The organism is Stenotrophomonas sp. (genome assembly GCF_036662295.1).
GTDB lineage: Bacteria > Pseudomonadota > Gammaproteobacteria > Xanthomonadales > Xanthomonadaceae > Stenotrophomonas.
Window position 1 is genome coordinate 13,756 of record NZ_JAVWXA010000039.1, and the last position, 18,447, is coordinate 32,202.

General features: G+C 68.3%; 17 protein-coding genes. 13 read left to right on the top strand and 4 right to left on the bottom strand.

Translation table 11 applies throughout. The annotated features are described in order from the left end of the window. Positions 1-213: 213 nt before the first annotated feature. Positions 214-1,473: a threonine/serine exporter family protein gene (locus tag RSA25_RS09775; protein ID WP_332808698.1), complete on the bottom strand. Its 1,260-nt coding sequence runs from the start codon at positions 1,471-1,473 to the stop codon at positions 214-216. A gap of 103 nt (positions 1,474-1,576) precedes the next feature. Between RSA25_RS09775 and RSA25_RS09780 the strand changes: the two genes are divergently transcribed. Genes RSA25_RS09780 through RSA25_RS09795 form a run of 4 tightly spaced genes read left to right on the top strand, consistent with a single transcriptional unit; the run spans position 1,577 to position 5,136 of the window. Further along, the gene (locus RSA25_RS09780; protein ID WP_332808699.1) at positions 1,577-2,689 is read left to right on the top strand and encodes an ABC transporter permease; all 1,113 of its coding nucleotides are present in this window, start codon (positions 1,577-1,579) and stop codon (positions 2,687-2,689) included. A gap of 3 nt (positions 2,690-2,692) precedes the next feature. Continuing rightward, positions 2,693-3,535 carry an ABC transporter ATP-binding protein gene (locus RSA25_RS09785; RefSeq protein ID WP_332808700.1) on the top strand — a complete coding sequence of 281 codons (843 nt, stop codon included), beginning with the start codon at positions 2,693-2,695 and terminating at the stop codon, positions 3,533-3,535. 3 nt (positions 3,536-3,538) lie between these two features. Further along, the gene (locus RSA25_RS09790; protein WP_332808701.1) at positions 3,539-4,465 is read left to right on the top strand and encodes an MlaD family protein; all 927 of its coding nucleotides are present in this window, start codon (positions 3,539-3,541) and stop codon (positions 4,463-4,465) included. Then, positions 4,462-5,136, top strand: coding sequence for an ABC-type transport auxiliary lipoprotein family protein (locus tag RSA25_RS09795; protein WP_332808702.1), 675 nt, complete (start codon positions 4,462-4,464; stop codon positions 5,134-5,136). Before RSA25_RS09790 ends, RSA25_RS09795 begins: the two co-directional genes overlap by 4 nt. Here RSA25_RS09795 and RSA25_RS09800 read toward each other — a convergent pair. Then, complete coding sequence (locus RSA25_RS09800) at positions 5,099-5,689, bottom strand: alpha-ketoglutarate-dependent dioxygenase AlkB (protein WP_332808703.1); 591 nt, start codon at positions 5,687-5,689, stop codon at positions 5,099-5,101. The two genes, RSA25_RS09795 and RSA25_RS09800, sit on opposite strands and share 38 nt — an antisense overlap. A 124-nt stretch (positions 5,690-5,813) precedes the next feature. Here RSA25_RS09800 and RSA25_RS09805 point away from each other — a divergent pair, with 124 nt between their 5' ends. Next, positions 5,814-7,805, top strand: a complete 1,992-nt coding sequence (locus RSA25_RS09805; protein ID WP_332808704.1) for a glycoside hydrolase family 99-like domain-containing protein — start codon at positions 5,814-5,816, stop codon at positions 7,803-7,805. 18 nt (positions 7,806-7,823) lie between these two features. Here the strand turns inward: RSA25_RS09805 and RSA25_RS09810 are convergent, their stop codons facing one another. Then, the gene (locus RSA25_RS09810; protein WP_332808705.1) at positions 7,824-8,456 is read right to left on the bottom strand and encodes a CoA transferase subunit B; all 633 of its coding nucleotides are present in this window, start codon (positions 8,454-8,456) and stop codon (positions 7,824-7,826) included. 1 nt (position 8,457) lies between these two features. After that, the gene (locus RSA25_RS09815; RefSeq protein ID WP_332808706.1) at positions 8,458-9,189 is read right to left on the bottom strand and encodes a CoA transferase subunit A; all 732 of its coding nucleotides are present in this window, start codon (positions 9,187-9,189) and stop codon (positions 8,458-8,460) included. Positions 9,190-9,360: 171 nt separating this feature from the next. Here RSA25_RS09815 and RSA25_RS09820 point away from each other — a divergent pair, with 171 nt between their 5' ends. The 8 genes from RSA25_RS09820 (at position 9,361) to RSA25_RS09855 (ending at position 18,332) form a co-directional block, all read left to right on the top strand. After that, positions 9,361-10,803: a UbiA family prenyltransferase gene (locus RSA25_RS09820; RefSeq protein WP_332808707.1), complete on the top strand. Its 1,443-nt coding sequence runs from the start codon at positions 9,361-9,363 to the stop codon at positions 10,801-10,803. Next, complete coding sequence (locus tag RSA25_RS09825; protein WP_332808708.1) at positions 10,803-12,110, top strand: FAD-binding oxidoreductase; 1,308 nt, start codon at positions 10,803-10,805, stop codon at positions 12,108-12,110. Before RSA25_RS09820 ends, RSA25_RS09825 begins: the two co-directional genes overlap by 1 nt. Before the next feature lie 2 nt (positions 12,111-12,112). After that, complete coding sequence (locus tag RSA25_RS09830; protein ID WP_332808709.1) at positions 12,113-12,850, top strand: SDR family oxidoreductase; 738 nt, start codon at positions 12,113-12,115, stop codon at positions 12,848-12,850. A gap of 8 nt (positions 12,851-12,858) precedes the next feature. After that, positions 12,859-13,806 carry an NAD-dependent epimerase/dehydratase family protein gene (locus RSA25_RS09835; RefSeq protein ID WP_332808710.1) on the top strand — a complete coding sequence of 316 codons (948 nt, stop codon included), beginning with the start codon at positions 12,859-12,861 and terminating at the stop codon, positions 13,804-13,806. Between the two features lie 2 nt (positions 13,807-13,808). Beyond that, a complete protein-coding gene (locus RSA25_RS09840; protein WP_332808711.1) occupies positions 13,809-15,095 on the top strand; it encodes an NAD(P)/FAD-dependent oxidoreductase in 1,287 nt (428 codons plus the stop codon). Continuing rightward, on the top strand, positions 15,092-15,493 hold the full coding sequence (locus RSA25_RS09845) for a GtrA family protein (RefSeq protein WP_332808712.1): 402 nt from the start codon (positions 15,092-15,094) through the stop codon (positions 15,491-15,493). Before RSA25_RS09840 ends, RSA25_RS09845 begins: the two co-directional genes overlap by 4 nt. A gap of 75 nt (positions 15,494-15,568) precedes the next feature. After that, positions 15,569-16,918, top strand: coding sequence for a phosphomannomutase (locus RSA25_RS09850; RefSeq protein ID WP_332808713.1), 1,350 nt, complete (start codon positions 15,569-15,571; stop codon positions 16,916-16,918). 10 nt (positions 16,919-16,928) lie between these two features. Next, a complete protein-coding gene (locus RSA25_RS09855; RefSeq protein WP_332808714.1) occupies positions 16,929-18,332 on the top strand; it encodes a mannose-1-phosphate guanylyltransferase/mannose-6-phosphate isomerase in 1,404 nt (467 codons plus the stop codon). Positions 18,333-18,447: the final 115 nt, after the last annotated feature.

Consider the following 18,447-nt stretch of genomic DNA (forward strand, 5'->3'; position numbering starts at 1 on the left):
GGTGCGGTCGCCGGGCGGCAATCGGGGCGAGTGCCGGGGTGGGCGCGCGAGGTGGGCGGCGCCAGGCGTTCTACAGACGCAGCACTGGCCGTTGGTCGGTGGTCGTTGGGGACAATGGTGGGTGTGGGATGCCGGCCAGCGGCCGGCACTACCGGTTTTGGCGTCGTGTGCGGGCCCGCAGACCGTTGCACAACGCACCACGCTGTTCTGCCGTCAGAGATTCTTCCGCGCCGGAATCAACAGATTGCCGAACAGCAGGCCGGCGACCAGCGCCATCACCACGTTGAGCACCGTCATCAGCACCGTCTGGCCCGCGCTCATGTCCTGCTGCTGCACCAGCGTCAGCACCCCGCGCAGGCTCGTGCTGCCGGGCACCAGCATGATGATGCCGGGCAGGCGGATGATCGCCCCCGGGCGCTGCACCCACCGGCCAAACAGGTTGCCGGCCGCCGTCATCGCCATCGCCGACATGAAAATACCCGCCGGCAAACCCCAGGCCTGCCCGGCGAATTTGGAGATCGCATACCCGGCCACCGACGCGGCCATTACCCAGGGATAATCGCGGCGGTTGGCCTTGAACAGCATCGCAAAGGCGAACGCGGCCAGCAGCAACGCGCTCCATTCCACCCAGTCGGCCTGCGGCCGCGAGGCGCGCACGTGCGGCTCCAGCCCGATGATGCCCGACAGCGTCACCGCGATCACCGCGCCCACCGTCAGTTTCAGGATCGTGGTGATCGCCCCGGCAAACCGCGCCGTGCCCGATACCCAGTGCTGGCTCGCCAGTTCGTTGACCGCATTGGTCAGCGACATCCCCGGCAGCATCACCACCAGCGAGGCGATGATGACCGTATTGAGATTGAGCGGCCCCAGGAACGAGGCCACCAGCGCCGCCACCGTGCCCGCCAGCAGGGCCGCCAGCGCCTCGCTTGCCTCGCGGCTGGCCGGGCGGCGGTCGGTATACAGCGTCATGACCCCGATCAGCAGCCCGATCACCCCCGCCGTGGCGATATCCAGCCACGGCAGTTTCCACAAACCGGCCACGCCGGCCGCGCCCAGGCTGTAGGACAGGATCATGCGGATCTTGCCGCGCCGGCCCGGGTCCTTGTCCAGTTGCCGCAGTGCGGTATGACCCTGAGCGATGCTCATGCTGCCGTTGGCCACCGCGTCGGTGATCTGGTCGGCGATGCTGAGTTTATGCAGGTCGTTCTCGCCCGGGGCCAGCCGGATCACGCGGGTGATGTCCGATGAACCGATCGCCTTGGTCGGGTCGCTGAAACTCAGGATCAGCCCGGTCGGGTTCGACCACGGCTCGCAGTCCAGGTCCAGCCGCTGCGCCAGCGCCACCACCGCCGCCTCCAGCCGCTGCGCGGTGGTGCCGTAACTGTGCAGGCGCCCGGCGATCTCCGATACGAACGCCACGCGCTGCGCATAGGTGGCCGGGGGGGTGGTAATGGTGGCGGTATCGGCGGACATGCTTCGTAGTATTACCCGAAGCCCGCCCCGGCTGAACAATCGTGTCGCAACGCACACACTTGGTGTCCACGCGGACAAGGTATGCTGCGCGCAGGACGCCCCCATGACGCCAACCCAAGCCCCCCATCTCGAACTGGATGAGCAGGATCCCGGCCTGGCCCGGTTGTCCGGCCACTGGACCCTGCACACCGCGCTGGACGCGGCCGAAGTGCTGCGCGGCATTCCCGACGCACTGACCGGCATCGATGCCAGCGGCATCACCGCGCTCGATTCGGCCGGCGTGCTGCAGGTGCTGCGCGTGGCGCGCCGGGCCGACCTGGCCGAAGAGGCGCTGCAGTTCCGCGAGGAACACCGCGCGCTGGTCTGCACCATCGAGGAAGTGGCCGACGACCGCCCGCGCAGCAAGCGCGACTTCGGCGTGCTGGCCGCGCTGGAGCGGCTGGGCGTCAGCGTGCACGGCATGGGCCACAACATCGTGGCGCTGGCCAGCTTCCTCGGCGAGAACCTGGTCAAGGGCGCGCGGCTGCTAAAGGAACCGCGCCGGTTCCGGCTGACCGCCACCGTGGCGCAGATGGAGCAGGTCGGGCTGGATGCGGTGCCGCTGGTGGCGTTGCTGTCCTACCTGGTCGGCGCGGTGATCGCCTTCCTCGGCTCGACCATCCTGCGCGATTTCGGCGCGGAGATTTACGTCGTCGAACTGGTCAACATCGCCTTCCTGCGCGAATTCGCGGTGCTGCTGACGGCCATCGTGCTGGCCGGCCGCACCGCCAGCGCCTTCACCGCTCAGATCGGCGCGATGAAGGCGCGCGAAGAAATCGACGCGATGAAGACCCTCGGCCTGGACCCGATCGACCTGCTGGTGCTGCCGCGCATCGTCGCCCTGCTGATCACCCTGCCGCTGCTGACCTTCATCGCGATGGTCGCCGGCCTGGCCGGTGGCATCACCGTGGGCGCGTTCGACCTGGGCATCCCGCCACAGATGTACATCGCGCGCATGTACGAAACCATGGAAGTGCGCAACATGCTGGTGGGCCTGTCCAAGGCGCCGGTGTTCGCGCTGGTGATCGGCCTGATCGGCTGCCTGGAAGGGCTCAAGGTGGAGGGCACCGCGCAGTCGGTGGGCGAACGCACCACCTCCAGCGTGGTGCAGGCCATTTCGCTGGTGATCATCCTCGATGCCTTTGCGGCATTGTGGTTCATGAAGATGGGCTGGTAAGCGATGGCGACCGAGACGCACACCCTGCCCCGCGCCGACGACGCCAGCGAGGACACCGCCGGCGATGCGGCGGGCCTGGCCATCCGCGTGCGCGGGCTGACCAACCGCTTCGGCGCGCAGACCGTGCACGACGACCTGGACCTGGACGTGCGCCGTGGCGAGATCCTCGGCGTGGTCGGCGGCTCGGGCACCGGCAAATCGGTGCTGATGCGCAGCATCCTGGGCCTGCGCGTGCCCGACGCCGGCCAGATCGAGGTGCTCGGCGTGGACGCCCGCTCGGGCGATCCGGCCGACCGCCTGCACATCGAACGCAACACCGGGGTGCTGTTCCAGGACGGCGCGCTGTTCTCCTCGCTGACCGTGGGCGAGAACGTGCAGGTGCCGCTGAAGGAGCACCACCGCGAGCTGCCCGAGCGCTGGCATTACGAACTGGCGCTGCTCAAGGTGAAGCTGGCCGGGCTGCCCGCCGATGCGATCAACAAGCTGCCCTCGCAGTTGTCCGGCGGCATGCGCAAGCGGGCCGGCCTGGCCCGGGCGCTGGCGCTGGACCCGCCGCTGCTGTTCCTGGACGAGCCCACCGCCGGGCTGGACCCGATCGGCGCGGCCGCCTTCGACCGGCTGATCAAGACCCTGCAGGAAGCACTGGGGCTGACCGTCCTGCTGATCACACACGACCTGGACACGCTGTATGCCATCTGTGACCGGGTGGCGGTGCTGGCCGATCGCAGGGTGATCGCCAATGCCCCGTTGCACGAGATCGAACAACTGGACCACCCGTGGATCCAGGAATACTTCCACGGACCGCGTGCCCGCGCGGCGCGCAGCGCAAAGAACGAGATCGAGTAAGCCATGGAAACCAAAGCCAATTACGTCCTGATCGGCGCGTTCACCCTGGTGGTCGGACTGGCGCTGCTGGCCTTCGGCCTGTGGGCGGCCAAGTACTCCTCCGACCGCACCTGGACCGAATACCGGGTGGTGTTCCGCGAGGCGGTGACCGGCCTGTCGGTGGGCAGCCCGGTGCAGTACAACGGCATCGCGGTGGGCTCGATCACCGAGTTGAACCTGGTGCCCGACGACCCGCGCCAGGTGGTCGCGCGCATCCGCCTGAACTCCAATACCCCGGTCAAGACCGATACCCGGGCCAAGCTGGCCATCACCAGCCTGACCGGCCCGTCGATCATCCAGCTCAGCGGCGGCACCCCGCAGGCCGCCGCGCTCACCGCGGTCAACAAGGACCCGGCGCCGATCATCCCGACCACGCCCTCGGCCCTGCAGAACATCACCGACGTGGCCAACCGCATCGTCGAGCGCATGGACCAGGTGCTCAGCGACCGCAACGTGGCCAGCATCAACGCCACCCTGGCCAACCTGGAAACCATCAGCGGCGGCCTGGCCGACCGCGACCAGGGCACCCAGGCGCTGCTGCTCAGCGCGCGTGATGCCGCGCGCAGCCTGGACGTCACCCTGAAGACCACCAACGGCACGATCGAGCGCCTGGACAAGAACCTGGTGCAGCAGCTGCCGCCGATCCTGGACAAGCTGGAAACCACGCTGACCAAGCTGGATTCGGCCGCCGGCAGTGCCGATTCGATCCTGGGCGAGAACCGCGCGGCGATCAACAGCTTCGCCAACGACGGCCTGGCCCAGCTCGGCCCGACCCTGACCGAGCTGCGCGGGCTGATCCGCGACCTGCGCCGGGTCAGCGACAAGCTGGACAACAACCCGGCCCGCTATCTGCTGGGCCGCGATGCGCCCAAGGAGTTCGAACCCAAATGAGCCGCCCGACCCTGACCCGTTTCCTCCTGCCGGTGGCGATGCTGGCCGCCCTTGGCGGTTGCTCGCTGCTGGGCAGCAACGAGCGCAGCGCGGTGACCATCTACTCGCCGATCGTGCGCATCCAGGCCGACCCGGGCTGGCCCAAGGTCGACTGGCAGCTGATCGTGGTCAAGCCCAGCGCCGCGCGCGTGGTGGACAGCCCGCGCATCAACGTGCGCCCCTCCCCGTCCGAGCTGGAGGTATACAAGGGCGTGAGCTGGGCGCAGCCGGCCACCGACATGCTCGACGACGCGCTGGTGCGCGGCTTTGAGGACTCCGGCCGCATCGCCGGCGTCGCCCGCGCCACCACCGGCATCCGCGCCGACTACAAGCTGGCCCTGGACGTGCGCCGCTTCGAGGCCGACTACCGCGGCCAGGCCACGCCGGCCGCGCTGATCGAAGTCAACGCCAAGCTCATCCACGTCATCGACCAGCGCGTGGTCGCCGACCGCACCTTCCGCCAGGAACAACCGGTCCCCACGACCGCCACCGCCGATGTGGCGCATGCCTTCGAACAGGGCCTGCAGGCGATGACCACCGAGGTGGTGGGCTGGACGCTGGTGACCGGCCAGGCCGACTACCAGCAGGCCCAGGTCATGCCGACCCGGCTGCGTCAATCCAGCGGAAAGTAAGGTTGATGCGCTCGGCCAGCGGCCGCGCGCTCTTGGGCAGGGCATGCTGGTAGTGCCGCTGGGTCGGCCCGCCCATCAGCAGCAGGTCGCCGTGGCCCAGCGTCACCTCGGCCTTGCGCGCGTGGTCCTCGCGCCGGCGCAGCAGGAAACGACGCGCCGCGCCCAGGCTGAGTGAGGCGATCAGCGGCGCGGGCCCCAGCTCCGGCTCGTTGTCGCTGTGCCAGCCCATGCCATCGTCGCCATCGCGGTAGCGGTTGAGCAGCACGCTGTTGAACGGCGCGCCGCAGAACGCGGCCAGCCGTTCGCGCAGCGGCCGCAACGCCGGGTGCCACGGCGCGGGCACGAAGTCGGTGCCCGAGTAGCGGTAGCGCGCGGCCGGATCGCCCATCCAGCAGCTCAGCCGCGGCGAGTCGACCTGGCGCCCGAACAGGCGGATGCGGTGCACCACCCACGGCACCTCCTCGCGCAGGGTGCGCTGCAGCGCGTCGGCCTCGGCGGCGGGCAACCAGTGGCGGTGCCAGTGCACCGTGGCATCGGGGAGGTGGAGATCCATGGATGAACGCTAGCACGCGGCGATTTGCCGGTGCGCGGGCAAAGCCCGAGAATGCCCCCACCCGTTGTAGCGCTGGAGTCTGCATGCCTGTTGTCGTATTTACCCGGATCGGGGTCGCGCTCGCGTGAGCACGCTCAAGGCCAGGCTGCGCCAGGCAGTCTTCGTGGCATTGCGCGCCGGGTTCCGGGCATTGCCGCTGTCCGATGGCCAGCGCGACCGCCTGCGCGCACGCTTCCTGCGCGACCATGGCAACTGGGTGCCGCCACCGCCACGCGGCCGCCTCGATGCCGCCGCCGGGGCCGGCCATCGGCCCCGGGTGCGCGCCGACGAGGCCGCGATCGGCTACGTGGCGCATCGCCAGGCGGCCTTGCCCGCGGCGTTGCCCGCCACCCTGGTGGCCTTCTACCTGCCGCAGTTCCACCCGTTCGCCGAGAACGATGCGTGGTGGGGCAAGGGCTTCACCGAGTGGCGCAACGTTACCCGTGCCCTGCCCCAGTTCGAGGGCCACATCCAGCCGCGCCTGCCGGCCGACCTGGGCTTCTACGACCTGCGCAACCCGCAGGTGATGCGCGACCAGGCGCAGTTGGCCAGCGAGTACGGCATCGGCGCCTTCTGCTTCTACTACTACTGGTTCAGCGGCACCACGCTGATGGAGACCCCGCTGCGCCAGTGGCTGGCCGACGACCGCATCCAGATGCCGTTCTGCCTGTGCTGGGCCAACGAGAACTGGGCCCGGCGCTGGGACGGGCGCGACGAGGACATCCTCATCGGCCAGCAGCACAGTGCCGAGGACGACCTGGCCTTCATCGCCCACGTCGCCGACTACCTGCGCGACCGCCGCGCCCTCAAGGTGGACGGCAAGCCGATGCTGCTGGTCTACCGCCCGCACCTGCTGCCCGATGCGCGCGCCACCGCCACCCGCTGGCGGCAGTGGTGCCGCGACAACGGCATCGGCGAGATCCACCTGGCCTACGTGCAGGGGTTCGAGCGCCCGGACCCGCGCGAGATCGGGTTCGATGCAGCCGTCGAGTTCCCACCGAACATGAGCAACCCGCGCTCGCTGACCGCCGGGCAGTACCTGCTCAATCCCGACTTCGAAGGCGACGTGCGCGACTGGCGTGAGCTGGCCGCGGAGATCGCCGCGCGCCCGCTGCCGCCGTACACGCTCTATCCGGGGGTCAACCCGGGCTGGGACAACGAAGCACGCCGCTCCGGCAGGGGCCGGGTCTACCTGCACGCCTCGCCTCGTGGGTATGGCGACTGGTTGTCCACCACGATCCACCAACGCCTGGCAGCGGTGCCGACCGACCAGCGGCTGGTCTTCATCAACGCCTGGAACGAGTGGGCCGAAGGCGCGGTGCTGGAGCCGGATGCGCGGCTGGGGCATGCCTACCTGGAGGCGACGCGGAACGCGTTGCACGTGCCGGTGGTGGCGTCGCCGCCGCTGCGCGCCTGTGCCGTGATCCAGTCGAGCCAGGTGCAGCCCCTTGCTGCGGTACTGGATGCGCTGGACCATGCCCCGCATATCCAGCAGGTCCTGGTGGTCACCCCTACCGCCGCCGCAACCCGCCTGGCCGCCGTGGTGGCGGCGGCAGGTGCATCGGAGAGGATCGAGTTGGTCGCATCAGACGCTGCCCCATGGGTCACGTTCCTTCAGATCGCCGATCGTCTCCTTCGCCAAGGCGATACCTGTGTGCTCCGATTGCAGTTGGATGTGCAGCCGGTGAACCCGGCTGCATTGTCGAATGCGGTCTCAACCCAGGTGCTGGATGCATTCAACGGCGACGCGCAACTGGGGCTGTGGGCCGTGGATGCAGGCAAGGCCATTGCCACGGCGCCGGCGACCGACCAACGTGCGCGTGCGCGACTGGGGATGCCGGTGCGGACGTCCCCCGGGCCCCGTCAGGCCTCACCCTTGCATTACTGGGTCAGGCTTGCTGCCCTTCGAACGGTGCTTGACGCGCATTTCCTGCCCAGCGAACTCCAGGATTCGTCACGGGAAGCTGCGCGCCCGTTTGCCGATGCGCTTGAATCGATGGTCGCCGAGATGATTGTCCACGCCGGATTCCACTGCGCGAACGATTCCGCTCCTCAAGGAGACGATCCTGGCAGGTAGCCAGGATCGTTGGACACCTCACGCCGCGGCGAACGCCACGCCGGTCTTTTCCTTCAGCTCGTCCACCGCCACGCCGGGCGCTGCCTCCACCAGCACCAGGCCGGCCTCGGTCACGTCGAACACGGCCAGGTCGGTGATGATGCGGTCGACCACGCCCACGCCGGTCAGCGGCAGCGTGCAGTCGGGCAGGATCTTGTGCTCGCCGTTCTTGGCGGTGTGCTCCATCAGCACCACCACCCGCTGCACGCCGGCCACCAGGTCCATCGCCCCGCCCATGCCCTTGACCATCTTGCCGGGCACCATCCAGTTGGCCAGGTCGCCCTTGTCGGTGACCTGCATCGCGCCGAGGATGGCCAGGTTGACGTGGCCGCCGCGGATCATCGCGAAGCTGTCGTGGCTGCCGAAGTAGCTGGCCCCTTCGCGCGCGGTCACGGTCTGCTTGCCGGCGTTGATCAGGTCGGCATCCACCTCGGCCTCGGTCGGGAACGGGCCGATGCCCAGCAGGCCGTTCTCGGACTGCAGCCACACATCCACGCCTTCGGGGATATGGTTGGCCACCAGGGTCGGCAGGCCGATGCCCAGGTTCACGTAGGCGCCATCGGTCAGTTCGCGGGCGGCGCGCTGCGCCATTTCATCACGGGTCCAGGCCATCTCAGTTCGCCTCCTGGCGCACGGTGCGTTGTTCGATGCGCTTCTCCGGCGTGGGGTTGTGCACGATGCGGTGCACGTAGATGCCCGGCAGGTGCACCTGGTCGGGGTCGATGCTGCCCACCGGCACCACCTGCTCCACTTCCACGATGCACAGCTTGCCGGCCATCGCACAGGCCGGGTTGAAGTTGCGCGCGGTCTTGCGGAACACCAGGTTGCCGGCCTCGTCGGCCTTCCACGCCTTGACCAGCGCCACGTCGGCGCGCAGCGCGGTTTCCATCACGTAGTGCTTGCCGTCGAACGCGCGGGTTTCCTTGCCCTCGGCCACCACCGTGCCGTAGCCGGTGGCGGTGAAGAAGGCCGGGATGCCGGCACCGCCGGCGCGCAACCGCTCGGCCAGGGTGCCCTGCGGGTTGAACTCCAGCTCCAGCTCACCGGCCAGGAACTGCCGCTCGAATTCCTTGTTCTCGCCCACGTAGGACGAAATCATCTTCTGGATCTGGCGCGTCTCCAGCAGCTGGCCCAGGCCGAAGCCATCCACGCCGGCATTGTTGGAGATCACCGTCAGGCCCTTCACCCCGGTGTCGCGCAGGGCCGCGATCAGCGCCTCGGGGATGCCGCACAGGCCGAAGCCGCCCACGGCCAGGGTCTGGCCATCGGCGACCACGCCGTCCAGCGCGTCGGCGGCACTGGCGTACTGTTTGCCACGCCGCGTGGCGGCACTGGTGTTTTCCATGGTTGCGCCCTACTGGTGAACAAACGCCTATTCTAACGGGAGGCCTTCGCTTGCCTCGACTGCACCGCAACAAAGCCGGCCTCCCCCGCGACGCGGCTGTCACTCTCGGGCAGCGGGCCGACCGGGCCGGGCAGCTACAATTGGGGCCATGCACGTTCTCCTGCCCTGCTGATGTCCTCGCCCCACCATTCCGCTCCCGCCGAGGCGCAGGCCCATGCCCTGTGCGTGGACCTGGACGGCACCCTGCTGAACTCGGACATCCTGTATGAGTCGCTGCTGGCACTGCTGGCACGCCAACCGCTGTACCTGTTCCTGCTGCCGTTCTGGCTGCTGCAGGGCAAGGCGGCCCTCAAGCGCCAGATTGCCAGGCGAATAACCCTTGACCCGGCGCACCTGCCCTACAACGCGCAGGTGCTGGAACTGCTGCGCACCACCTCGCAACGGCCGCGCGTGCTCTGCACCGCCTCCGATGCGCTGCTGGTCGCCCCGATCGCCGCGCATCTGGGTTTGTTCGAACGTGTCATCGCCAGCGACGGCGCGCTCAACCTGTCCGGTACCCGCAAGGCAGAGGCGCTGGTCGAGGCCTTCGGCGCGCGCGGCTTCGATTACGCCGGCAACGGCAAGGTCGACCTGGCCGTGTGGCAGCACGCCGCCGGCGCCTGGGTGGTCAACAACGACCAGCACCTGGCCCGCGCTGCCGCCCAGCACACCCGCGTCCACCGCCATTGGCCGGCACCGCCGCGAGCAGGTGCCTGGTTGAAAGCCCTGCGCCTGCACCAGTGGCTGAAGAACCTGCTGGTGTTCGTGCCGCTGCTGACCGCACACCGTTTCCTCGAGCCGCAGGCGGTGATGCAGTCCCTGCTGGCCTTCGCCGCCTTCAGTCTGTGCGCCTCGGGCGTGTACCTGCTCAACGACCTGCTCGACCTGGCGGCGGACAGGCAGCACCTGCGCAAGCGCCAGCGCCCGTTCGCGGCCGGCCGCCTGCCGCTGCTGCACGGGGTGCTGGTGGCCCCCCTGCTCACCGTGGCCGGGTTGCTGGTGGCCCTGGCCTGCAGCCCGGCCTTTGCCGGGGTGCTGCTGGTCTATTACACGGCAACCCTCGCCTACTCGCTGCGCCTCAAGCGCGTGGTCATGCTCGACGTGGTGCTGCTGGCCGGCCTGTACACGGTGCGGATCATCGGCGGCACGGTCGCCATCGGCGCCGAGCTGTCGTTCTGGCTGCTGGCGTTCAGCATGTTCATCTTCCTCTCGCTGGCGCTGCTCAAGCGCTACACCGAACTGCACGCGATGCTGGCGCGTGGCAAAACCGCGGCCAGTGGCCGTGGCTATGGCGTGGATGACCTGCCGCTGCTGCAGTCGCTCGGGTCTGCCGCCGGCTATATCGCGGTCATGGTGATGGCGCTCTACATCAACAGCCCCGAGAGCATCGAGCTGTACCGCAACCCCAAGCTGCTCTGGTTCATCTGCCCGGTGCTGCTGTACTGGGTGAGCCGGGCCTGGGTCATCGCGCACCGAGGCGACATGCACGATGATCCCATCGTGTTCGCCGCCACCGATCGCCCCAGCCAGGTCGTCGCCGTGCTGTGCGCACTGTTTGCCCTGGTGGCGATCTGATGCGCGCCGACGGCGATTCCTGGGGCCGCTACCCACGTGCCGGGCACACCCGGGTTGCGCTGCATGACCGTCTGGCTGCCCTGCCCGGGTTCAGCGGTACCGCACTGCCCTACGGCAACGGGCGCAGCTATGGCGACAGCTGCCAGAACCCGGGCGGCACGCTGTTGCAGGCGCGTGGGCTGGATCGCTTCATCGGCTTCGATCCGCAGTCCGGCCGCCTGCAGTGCGAAGCGGGGACCACGCTGGAAGAGATCGTGTCGGTGACGCTGCCGCAGGGATGGTTCCTGCCGGTGACGCCGGGCACCTCCCAAGTGACCGTCGGTGGGGCGATCGCCAATGACGTGCATGGCAAGAACCATCACCGCTGTGGAAGCTTCGGCCACCACGTGGTGGCCTTCGAGCTGTTGCGCAGCGATGGCAGCCGACGCCTGTGCCAAGCCGAGGACGATGCCGACGGCTGGTTCGCCGCGACCGTGGGTGGCCTGGGCCTGACCGGCCTGGTCACCTGGGCCGAGCTGCAGCTGCGCCGCGTGCCAGGCACCAGCCTGGAAGTGGAAAACATCCGGTTCGGGTCACTGGGCGAGTTCTTCGCGCTGTCGCGCGCGTCGGCACCCACCCATGAATACAGCGTGGCGTGGATCGACTGCCTCGCGAGCGGCCCTCGCCTGGGGCGCGGTCATTTCACCCGCGCCAACCATGCCCCGCAGCGCACCGACGAACGCCCACCTCCGCCACGGCGCCGCCTGGCCATGCCGTTCACGCCGCCGGTATCGCTGGTCAACCGGCTCAGCCTGCGTCCCTTCAATGCGCTGTACTACTGGCGCCAGCCAGCGCGGCGCACGCGCTCGGTCGCCCATCTGCTGCCGTTCTTCCACCCGCTGGACAGCATCGCGCACTGGAATCGCATGTACGGCCCCCGGGGTTTTCTCCAGTACCAATGCGTATTGCCGCCAGCGGCTGCCCAGGAGGGCGTGGCGGCGCTGCTGGGGGAGATCGCGCGCAGCGGCCAAGGCTCGTTCCTGGCCGTGCTCAAACAGTTCGGCGACATGCCCGCGCGCGGCATGCTGTCCTTTCCCCGCCCAGGCACGACACTTGCGCTGGACTTCCCCAACACCGGCACTGCCGTCCTGGAACTGCTGCAACGCCTGGATCGGATCGTCGATGCCGGCGGCGGGGCGCTGTATCCGGCCAAGGATGCGCGCATGGCCGGCCACAGCTTCCAGCGGGCCTATCCGGACTGGCAGGCGTTCTCGCGGTACCTCGATCCGCGTTTTTCATCCGGCTTCTGGCGCCGGGTCACGGAGTAAGCATGCAGAAGATCCTCATCATCGGGGCGACGTCCGCCATTGCCGAAGCCGTTGCACGGCGCTATGCCGCGCGCGGCGCGGCGCTCTTCCTGGTGGCGCGCAACCCGGCACGCCTGTCGGTGATCGCTGCCGACCTTGCCGTTCGCGGTGCCGCGCAGGTGAGCGACTACGTGTTGGACATCAATGACCTGGCCGGCCACGCGGGCATGGTCGAGCAGGCCTGGGCGACGCTGGGCGCCCCGGACGTGGTCCTGGTCGCGCATGGCACCCTGCCCGACCAGGCCGCCTGCGAAGCCTCGGTAGCGGTGTTCCTGTCCGAATTCGCCACCAACGGCAGCGCGACCATGGCCCTGCTGGCTCCGATCGCCAACCGCATGGCAGACGCGGGGAGTGGCACGCTGGCGGTGATCACCTCGGTGGCCGGCGACCGTGGCCGGCAGAGCAACTACGCCTATGGCGCAGCCAAGGCCGCCACCAGCGCATTCCTGAGCGGGCTGCGCCAACGCCTGTTCAAGCGTGGCGTCGGTGTGGTCGACATCCGGCCCGGCTTCGTGGATACGCCGATGACCGCCCATCTGCGCAAGGGTCCGTTGTGGGCCAGCCCGGACCAGGTGGCCAAGCGCATCGTGGCCGGCATCGGGCGCCGCACGCCGGTGCTCTACGCGCCCGGTTTCTGGCGCTTGATCATGTGGGTGATCCGCCTGCTCCCGCAGGCGGTCTTCAACCGCGCCTCGCTGTGAGCACCGCCATGCACGATCCGCTCGACCAGAAGATCATCCTGCCCGGCGGCGCCGGCCTGGTGGGCCAGAACCTGGTGGCCATCCTCAAGCGCAAGGGCTATCGCAACCTGGTCGTCATCGACAAGCACGAGGCGAACCTGGCCATCCTGCGCCGCATGCATCCGGACCTGGTCACCGACCTGGCCGACCTGGCCGAGCCCGGGCCATGGGAGCAGCATTTCAGCGGTGCCGATGCCGTGGTGATGCTGCAGGCACAGATCGGCGGCGTCGATCCGGTGCCCTTCGTGCGCAACAACATCACCGCCACGGCCAACCTCCTTGCCGCGATCCAGCGCCACGCCGTGCCCTACACGGTGCACGTCAGCTCCTCGGTGGTGTGTTCGATGGCCGAGGACGATTACACCCGCACCAAACGCGAGCAGGAGGAGCAGGTGGTCGCCAGCGGCATTGCCGCGGTCATCCTGCGGCCCACGCTGATGTTCGGGTGGTTCGACCGCAAGCACCTGGGATGGCTGGCGCGGTTCATGCGCAAGGTGCCGGTGTTCCCGATCCCCGGCGATGGCCGCTACATGCGCCAGCCGTTGTATGCCGGCGACTTCGCCAACATCATCGCCAGCTGCCTGGGCTCGCGCATGGCCGGGCAGCGCTTCAACATCACCGGGCTGGAGAAGGTCGACTACGTCGACATCATCGCCCAGATCAAGCGCAGCACCCGGGCACGCACCCGGCTGCTGCATATCCCCTACGGCCTGTTCGACGTGCTGTTGAAGACCTGGGCGCTGTTCGATCGCGACCCGCCCTTCACCGCCGCCCAGTTGAAGGCATTGGTGGCCCATGACGAGTTCGAGGTGATCGACTGGCCGGGCGTTTTCGACGTGGTGCCCACGCCCTTCGCCGAGGCGATCGATGCCACCTTCAACGACCCGGACTACGGCCACATCACCCTGGAGTTCTGATCGTGAGTGAACGCATCGCCGTACTGGGCGCCGGCCCCATGGGCCTGGCAGTGGCCTACCAGCTGGCCCGCGACGGCCACCATCCGGTGATCTTCGAGGCGGACGACCGGGTCGGCGGGATGACGGCCAGTTTCGATTTCGGCGGGATGCAGATCGAGCGCTACTACCATTTCCATTGCATCTCCGATGCAGACTTCCTCGCCGTGCTGGACGAGCTTGGCCTGTCGTCGATGATGCGCTGGACCGAGACCCGCATGGGTTACTGGTTCGGTGGGCAGCTGCAGGCATGGGGCAATCCGGTTGCGCTGCTGCGTTTCAAGGGCCTGGGGCTGTTGGCCAAGTTCCGCTACGGCCTGCACGCGTTCCTGTGCACCCGGCGCACCAACTGGCGTCCACTCGACCCTGTGGAGGCGTCGGGCTGGATACGCCGCTGGGTGGGCGCAGAGGCCTACGAAGTGCTTTGGCGCAGGCTGTTCGACTACAAGTTCTACGACTACGCCGACAACCTGTCCGCCGCGTGGATCTGGAGCCGGATACGCCGCATCGGCCGCTCGCGCTACAGCCTGATGCGCGAGAAACTGGGCTATCTGGAAGGCGGCTCTGCGACCCTGCTCCACGGCCTGCATGGGGACATCCTGCGGCATGGCGGCGAGGTGCGGCTGGGTGCCCCGGTGGAGCGGATCGTCATCGAGGATGGCCGCGTGCGTGGCGTGGTCGTCGGCGGCCAACGGCTGGCCTTCGACAAGGTCGTGTCCACCGTGCCGCTGCCGTTCGTGCCACGCCTGGCACCGGACCTGCCCGAACCGATCCTGGCGCGTTACCGGGCGTTGAAGAACATCGCCGTGGTCTGCGTGATCGCCAAGCTTCGCCGCCCGGTGTCGGACAAGTTCTGGGTCAACACCAACGATCCGGACATGGATATCCCCGGTATCGTGGAGTACACCAACCTACGCCCGATGGACGCGCACATCGTCTACGTGCCGTTCTACATGCCCGGCGAGCACCCCCGCTATGCCGACCCCGATACGGTCTTCATCGACAAGGTCAAGCGGTATCTGATGCAGGTCAATTCCGCGCTGGGCGAGGCGGATTTCCTGGATGTGCGCGCCAATCGTTACCGCCATGCCCAGCCGATCTGCGAGCCGGGGTTCCTCGAGCGCCTGCCGCCACGCAAGCTTCCGGTCGATGGCCTGTGGGTGGCCGATACCTCCCATTACTATCCCGAAGACCGTGGCATCTCCGAGAGCATCGGGTTTGGCCGGATGCTGGCCCGGGAAGTGGTGGCGTGATCCGAGGACTGGCCTCGCGGCAGTTCGTGCTGTTCCTGCTGGTGGGCGGGCTGGCTGCGCTGGTCAATTTCCTGTCGCGGATCGGGTACAGCCACTGGCTGCCGTTCACCCCGGCCATCGTGCTGGCCTACCTGACCGGCATGGTGACGGCCTTCGTGCTGGCCCGCCTGTTCGTGTTCAAGGACAGTGCCCGCCCGCTCCACCATTCGGCGTTCTACTTCACCCTGGTGAACCTGCTGGCGGTACTGCAGACCTGGGCGGTCTCGGCGCTGCTGGCCTTCCACGTGCTGCCGTGGCTGGGCGTGACGGCATGGCGGCTGGAGATCGCCCACGCGGTGGGCGTGGCCGTACCGGTCTTCTCCAGCTACTTCGGGCACAAGTATCTGTCCTTCCGCTAGCCCGCCTGGGTGAAAACGATTCCCATACATGCCTGCGGCTAAACTAATCCGCTGACTGTCAGAAGGACTGAATAGATGACCCTCCCCGCATTCAAGGCATACGACATCCGCGGCCGGGTGCCGGACGAACTGAACGAAGACCTGGCGCGCCGCATCGGCGTGGCCCTGGACGCGCAGCTCGCCCCCGGCACGGTGGTGGTCGGCCATGACATCCGCCTGACCAGCCCCGCCCTCCAGGACGCCTTGGCCGCCGGCCTGCGTGGCGCCGGGCGCGAGGTGCTGGACATCGGCCTTTGCGGTACCGAGGAAGTCTATTTCCAGGTGGACCACCTGAAGGCGGCCGGCGGGGTGATGGTCACCGCCAGCCACAATCCGATGGACTACAACGGCATGAAGCTGGTCAAGGAGCAGGCCCGCCCGATCAGCTCGGACACCGGCCTGTTCGCCATTTCCGACGCGGTCGAGGCAGACACCGCCGCGCCGGCCGAGGCAACGGGCGGCCTGCAGGCGCACCCGGACAAGAGCGCCTACATCGATCACCTGCTCAGCTACATCGACCGCACCGCGCTCAAGCCGCTCAAGCTGGTGGTCAATGCCGGCAACGGCGGCGCGGGCACCATCGTGGACCTGCTGGCCCCGCACCTGCCCTTCGAGTTCATCCGGATCTGCCACGAACCCGATGGCAGCTTCCCCAATGGCATCCCCAATCCGCTGCTGCCGGAAAACCGCGCGCTCACCGCGCAGGCCGTGCGCGAGCATGGCGCCGATTTCGGCATCGCCTGGGATGGCGACTTCGACCGCTGCTTCTTCTTCGACCACACCGGCCGCTTCATCGAGGGCTACTACCTGGTCGGTTTGCTGGCCCAGGCGATCCTGGCCCGCCAGCCCGGCGGCAAGATCGTGCACGACCCGCGCCTGACCTGGAACACCGTGGAAATGGTGGAGGCCGCCGGCGGCCAGCCGGTGCTGTGCAAGAGCGGCCATGCCTTCATCAAGGAAAAGATGCGCAGCGAAAACGCCGTCTACGGCGGTGAAATGAGCGCGCACCATTATTTCCGCGAGTTTGCCTACGCCGACTCCGGCATGATCCCGTGGCTGCTGATCGGCGCCCTGGTGTCCGAGTCGGGCCGGTCGCTGGCCGACCTGGTCGAGGCGCGCATGGCCAAGTTCCCCTGCAGCGGCGAGATCAACTTCAAGGTGGCCGACGCCAAGGCGGCGGTGGCGCGGGTGATGGACCACTACGCCGCGCAGTCGCCGTCGCTGGACCACACCGACGGCATCAGTGCCGATTTCGGCGACTGGCGCTTCAACCTGCGCAGCTCGAACACCGAGCCGCTGCTGCGCCTGAATGTCGAAACCCGTGGCGATGCGGCGCTGCTGCAGCAGCGCACCGATGAACTCTCCCAGCTGATCACCGCTTCCTGAGGCGCGCCCGATGAACGACCTGCTTCCCGTCATCCTGTCTGGCGGCTCCGGCACCCGGCTGTGGCCGCTGTCGCGCGAGGCCTACCCCAAGCAGTTCCTCGCACTGGCCGGCGAGCAGACCATGCTGCAGGCGACCTGGCAGCGTGTGGCCCCGATCGCCGGGCGTGCCCCGCTGGTGGTGGCCAACGAGGAGCATCGCTTCGTGGCCGCCGAGCAGCTGCAGCAGCTGGGCGTGCAGCCGCTGGCGATCCTGCTGGAGCCGGTCGGTCGCAACACCGCGCCGGCGATCGCGGTGGCCGCGCTGGAAGCCACCGGCGAAGGCGGCGACGCGCTGCTGCTGGTGCTGCCGTCAGACCATGTGATCGCCGATGAAGACGCCTTCCGCGCGACCGTGCTGCGGGCCCTGCCGGCCGCGCGCGACGGCAAGCTGGTCACCTTCGGGATCGTGCCGACCGGCCCGGAAACCGGCTACGGCTATATCAAGGCCGCCTCGGGCGGGGACGTACGTGCGGTGGATCGCTTCGTGGAAAAGCCCGATGCCGACACCGCCCAGCAGTACGTGCAGTCCGGCGAGTACTTCTGGAACAGCGGCATGTTCCTGTTCAAGGCGTCGCGCTACCTGGCCGAGCTGGAGAAGTTCAACCCGGCCATGCTCGCCGCCAGCCGCACGGCGTGGCAGCAGGCGCGCCGCGATGCGGATTTCACCCGCCTGGACAAGGAGGCCTTCGCCGCCGTGCCCTCCGACTCGATCGATTATGCGGTGATGGAGAAGACCGCCGACGCGGTGGTGGTGCCGCTGGATGCCGGCTGGAACGACGTGGGCTCGTGGACGGCGCTGCGCGATGTGTCCGCGCAGGACAGCGACGGCAATGCCCACCACGGCGATGTGATCGCCATCGACTGCCGCAATACCTATGCCTACGGCGAGCGCCTGATCGCGCTGGTCGGGCTGGACGATGTCATCGTGGTCGAAACCGACGATGCGGTGATGGTCGGCCGCAGTGACCGCATGCAGGAGATCAAGCAGGTGGTGGCGCAGTTGAAGGCCGCCGCGCGCCCCGAGGCCACCTGGCACCGCAAGGTGTACCGCCCGTGGGGTGCCTACGACTCGATCGACCACGGCGAGCGTTTCCAGGTCAAGCGCATCACCGTCAAACCCGGTGCCACGCTCAGCCTGCAGATGCACCACCACCGTGCCGAGCACTGGATCGTGGTCAGCGGCACCGCCGAAGTCACCCGGGGCGAGGACGTGCTGCTGCTCACCGAAAACCAGAGCACCTACATCCCGCTGGGCGTGACCCATCGCCTGAAGAACCCCGGCAAGCTGCCGCTGGAACTGATCGAAGTGCAGTCGGGCAGCTACCTGGGCGAAGACGATATCGTGCGCTTCGAGGACACCTACGGCCGCGCGTGATCGTGTTGGGTGGATCAAAAAAACCCGGCCGAGGCCGGGTTTTTTCGTTGGCCGGGGGCGTTACTCCACCGTCACGCTCTTGGCCAGGTTGCGCGGCTTGTCCACGTCCGTGCCG

What these genes read in the sequence shown, in the direction of transcription:
- RSA25_RS09775 (WP_332808698.1), bottom strand. Translation starts at nt 1,473, where the DNA reads ATGTCCGCCGATACCGCCACCATTACCACCCCCCCGGCCACCTATGCG.
- RSA25_RS09780 (WP_332808699.1), top strand. Translation starts at nt 1,577, where the DNA reads ATGACGCCAACCCAAGCCCCCCATCTCGAACTGGATGAGCAGGATCCC.
- RSA25_RS09785 (WP_332808700.1), top strand. Translation starts at nt 2,693, where the DNA reads ATGGCGACCGAGACGCACACCCTGCCCCGCGCCGACGACGCCAGCGAG.
- RSA25_RS09790 (WP_332808701.1), top strand. Translation starts at nt 3,539, where the DNA reads ATGGAAACCAAAGCCAATTACGTCCTGATCGGCGCGTTCACCCTGGTG.
- RSA25_RS09795 (WP_332808702.1), top strand. Translation starts at nt 4,462, where the DNA reads ATGAGCCGCCCGACCCTGACCCGTTTCCTCCTGCCGGTGGCGATGCTG.
- RSA25_RS09800 (WP_332808703.1), bottom strand. Translation starts at nt 5,689, where the DNA reads ATGGATCTCCACCTCCCCGATGCCACGGTGCACTGGCACCGCCACTGG.
- RSA25_RS09810 (WP_332808705.1), bottom strand. Translation starts at nt 8,456, where the DNA reads ATGGCCTGGACCCGTGATGAAATGGCGCAGCGCGCCGCCCGCGAACTG.
- RSA25_RS09815 (WP_332808706.1), bottom strand. Translation starts at nt 9,189, where the DNA reads ATGGAAAACACCAGTGCCGCCACGCGGCGTGGCAAACAGTACGCCAGT.
- RSA25_RS09820 (WP_332808707.1), top strand. Translation starts at nt 9,361, where the DNA reads ATGTCCTCGCCCCACCATTCCGCTCCCGCCGAGGCGCAGGCCCATGCC.
- RSA25_RS09825 (WP_332808708.1), top strand. Translation starts at nt 10,803, where the DNA reads ATGCGCGCCGACGGCGATTCCTGGGGCCGCTACCCACGTGCCGGGCAC.
- RSA25_RS09830 (WP_332808709.1), top strand. Translation starts at nt 12,113, where the DNA reads ATGCAGAAGATCCTCATCATCGGGGCGACGTCCGCCATTGCCGAAGCC.
- RSA25_RS09835 (WP_332808710.1), top strand. Translation starts at nt 12,859, where the DNA reads ATGCACGATCCGCTCGACCAGAAGATCATCCTGCCCGGCGGCGCCGGC.
- RSA25_RS09850 (WP_332808713.1), top strand. Translation starts at nt 15,569, where the DNA reads ATGACCCTCCCCGCATTCAAGGCATACGACATCCGCGGCCGGGTGCCG.
- RSA25_RS09855 (WP_332808714.1), top strand. Translation starts at nt 16,929, where the DNA reads ATGAACGACCTGCTTCCCGTCATCCTGTCTGGCGGCTCCGGCACCCGG.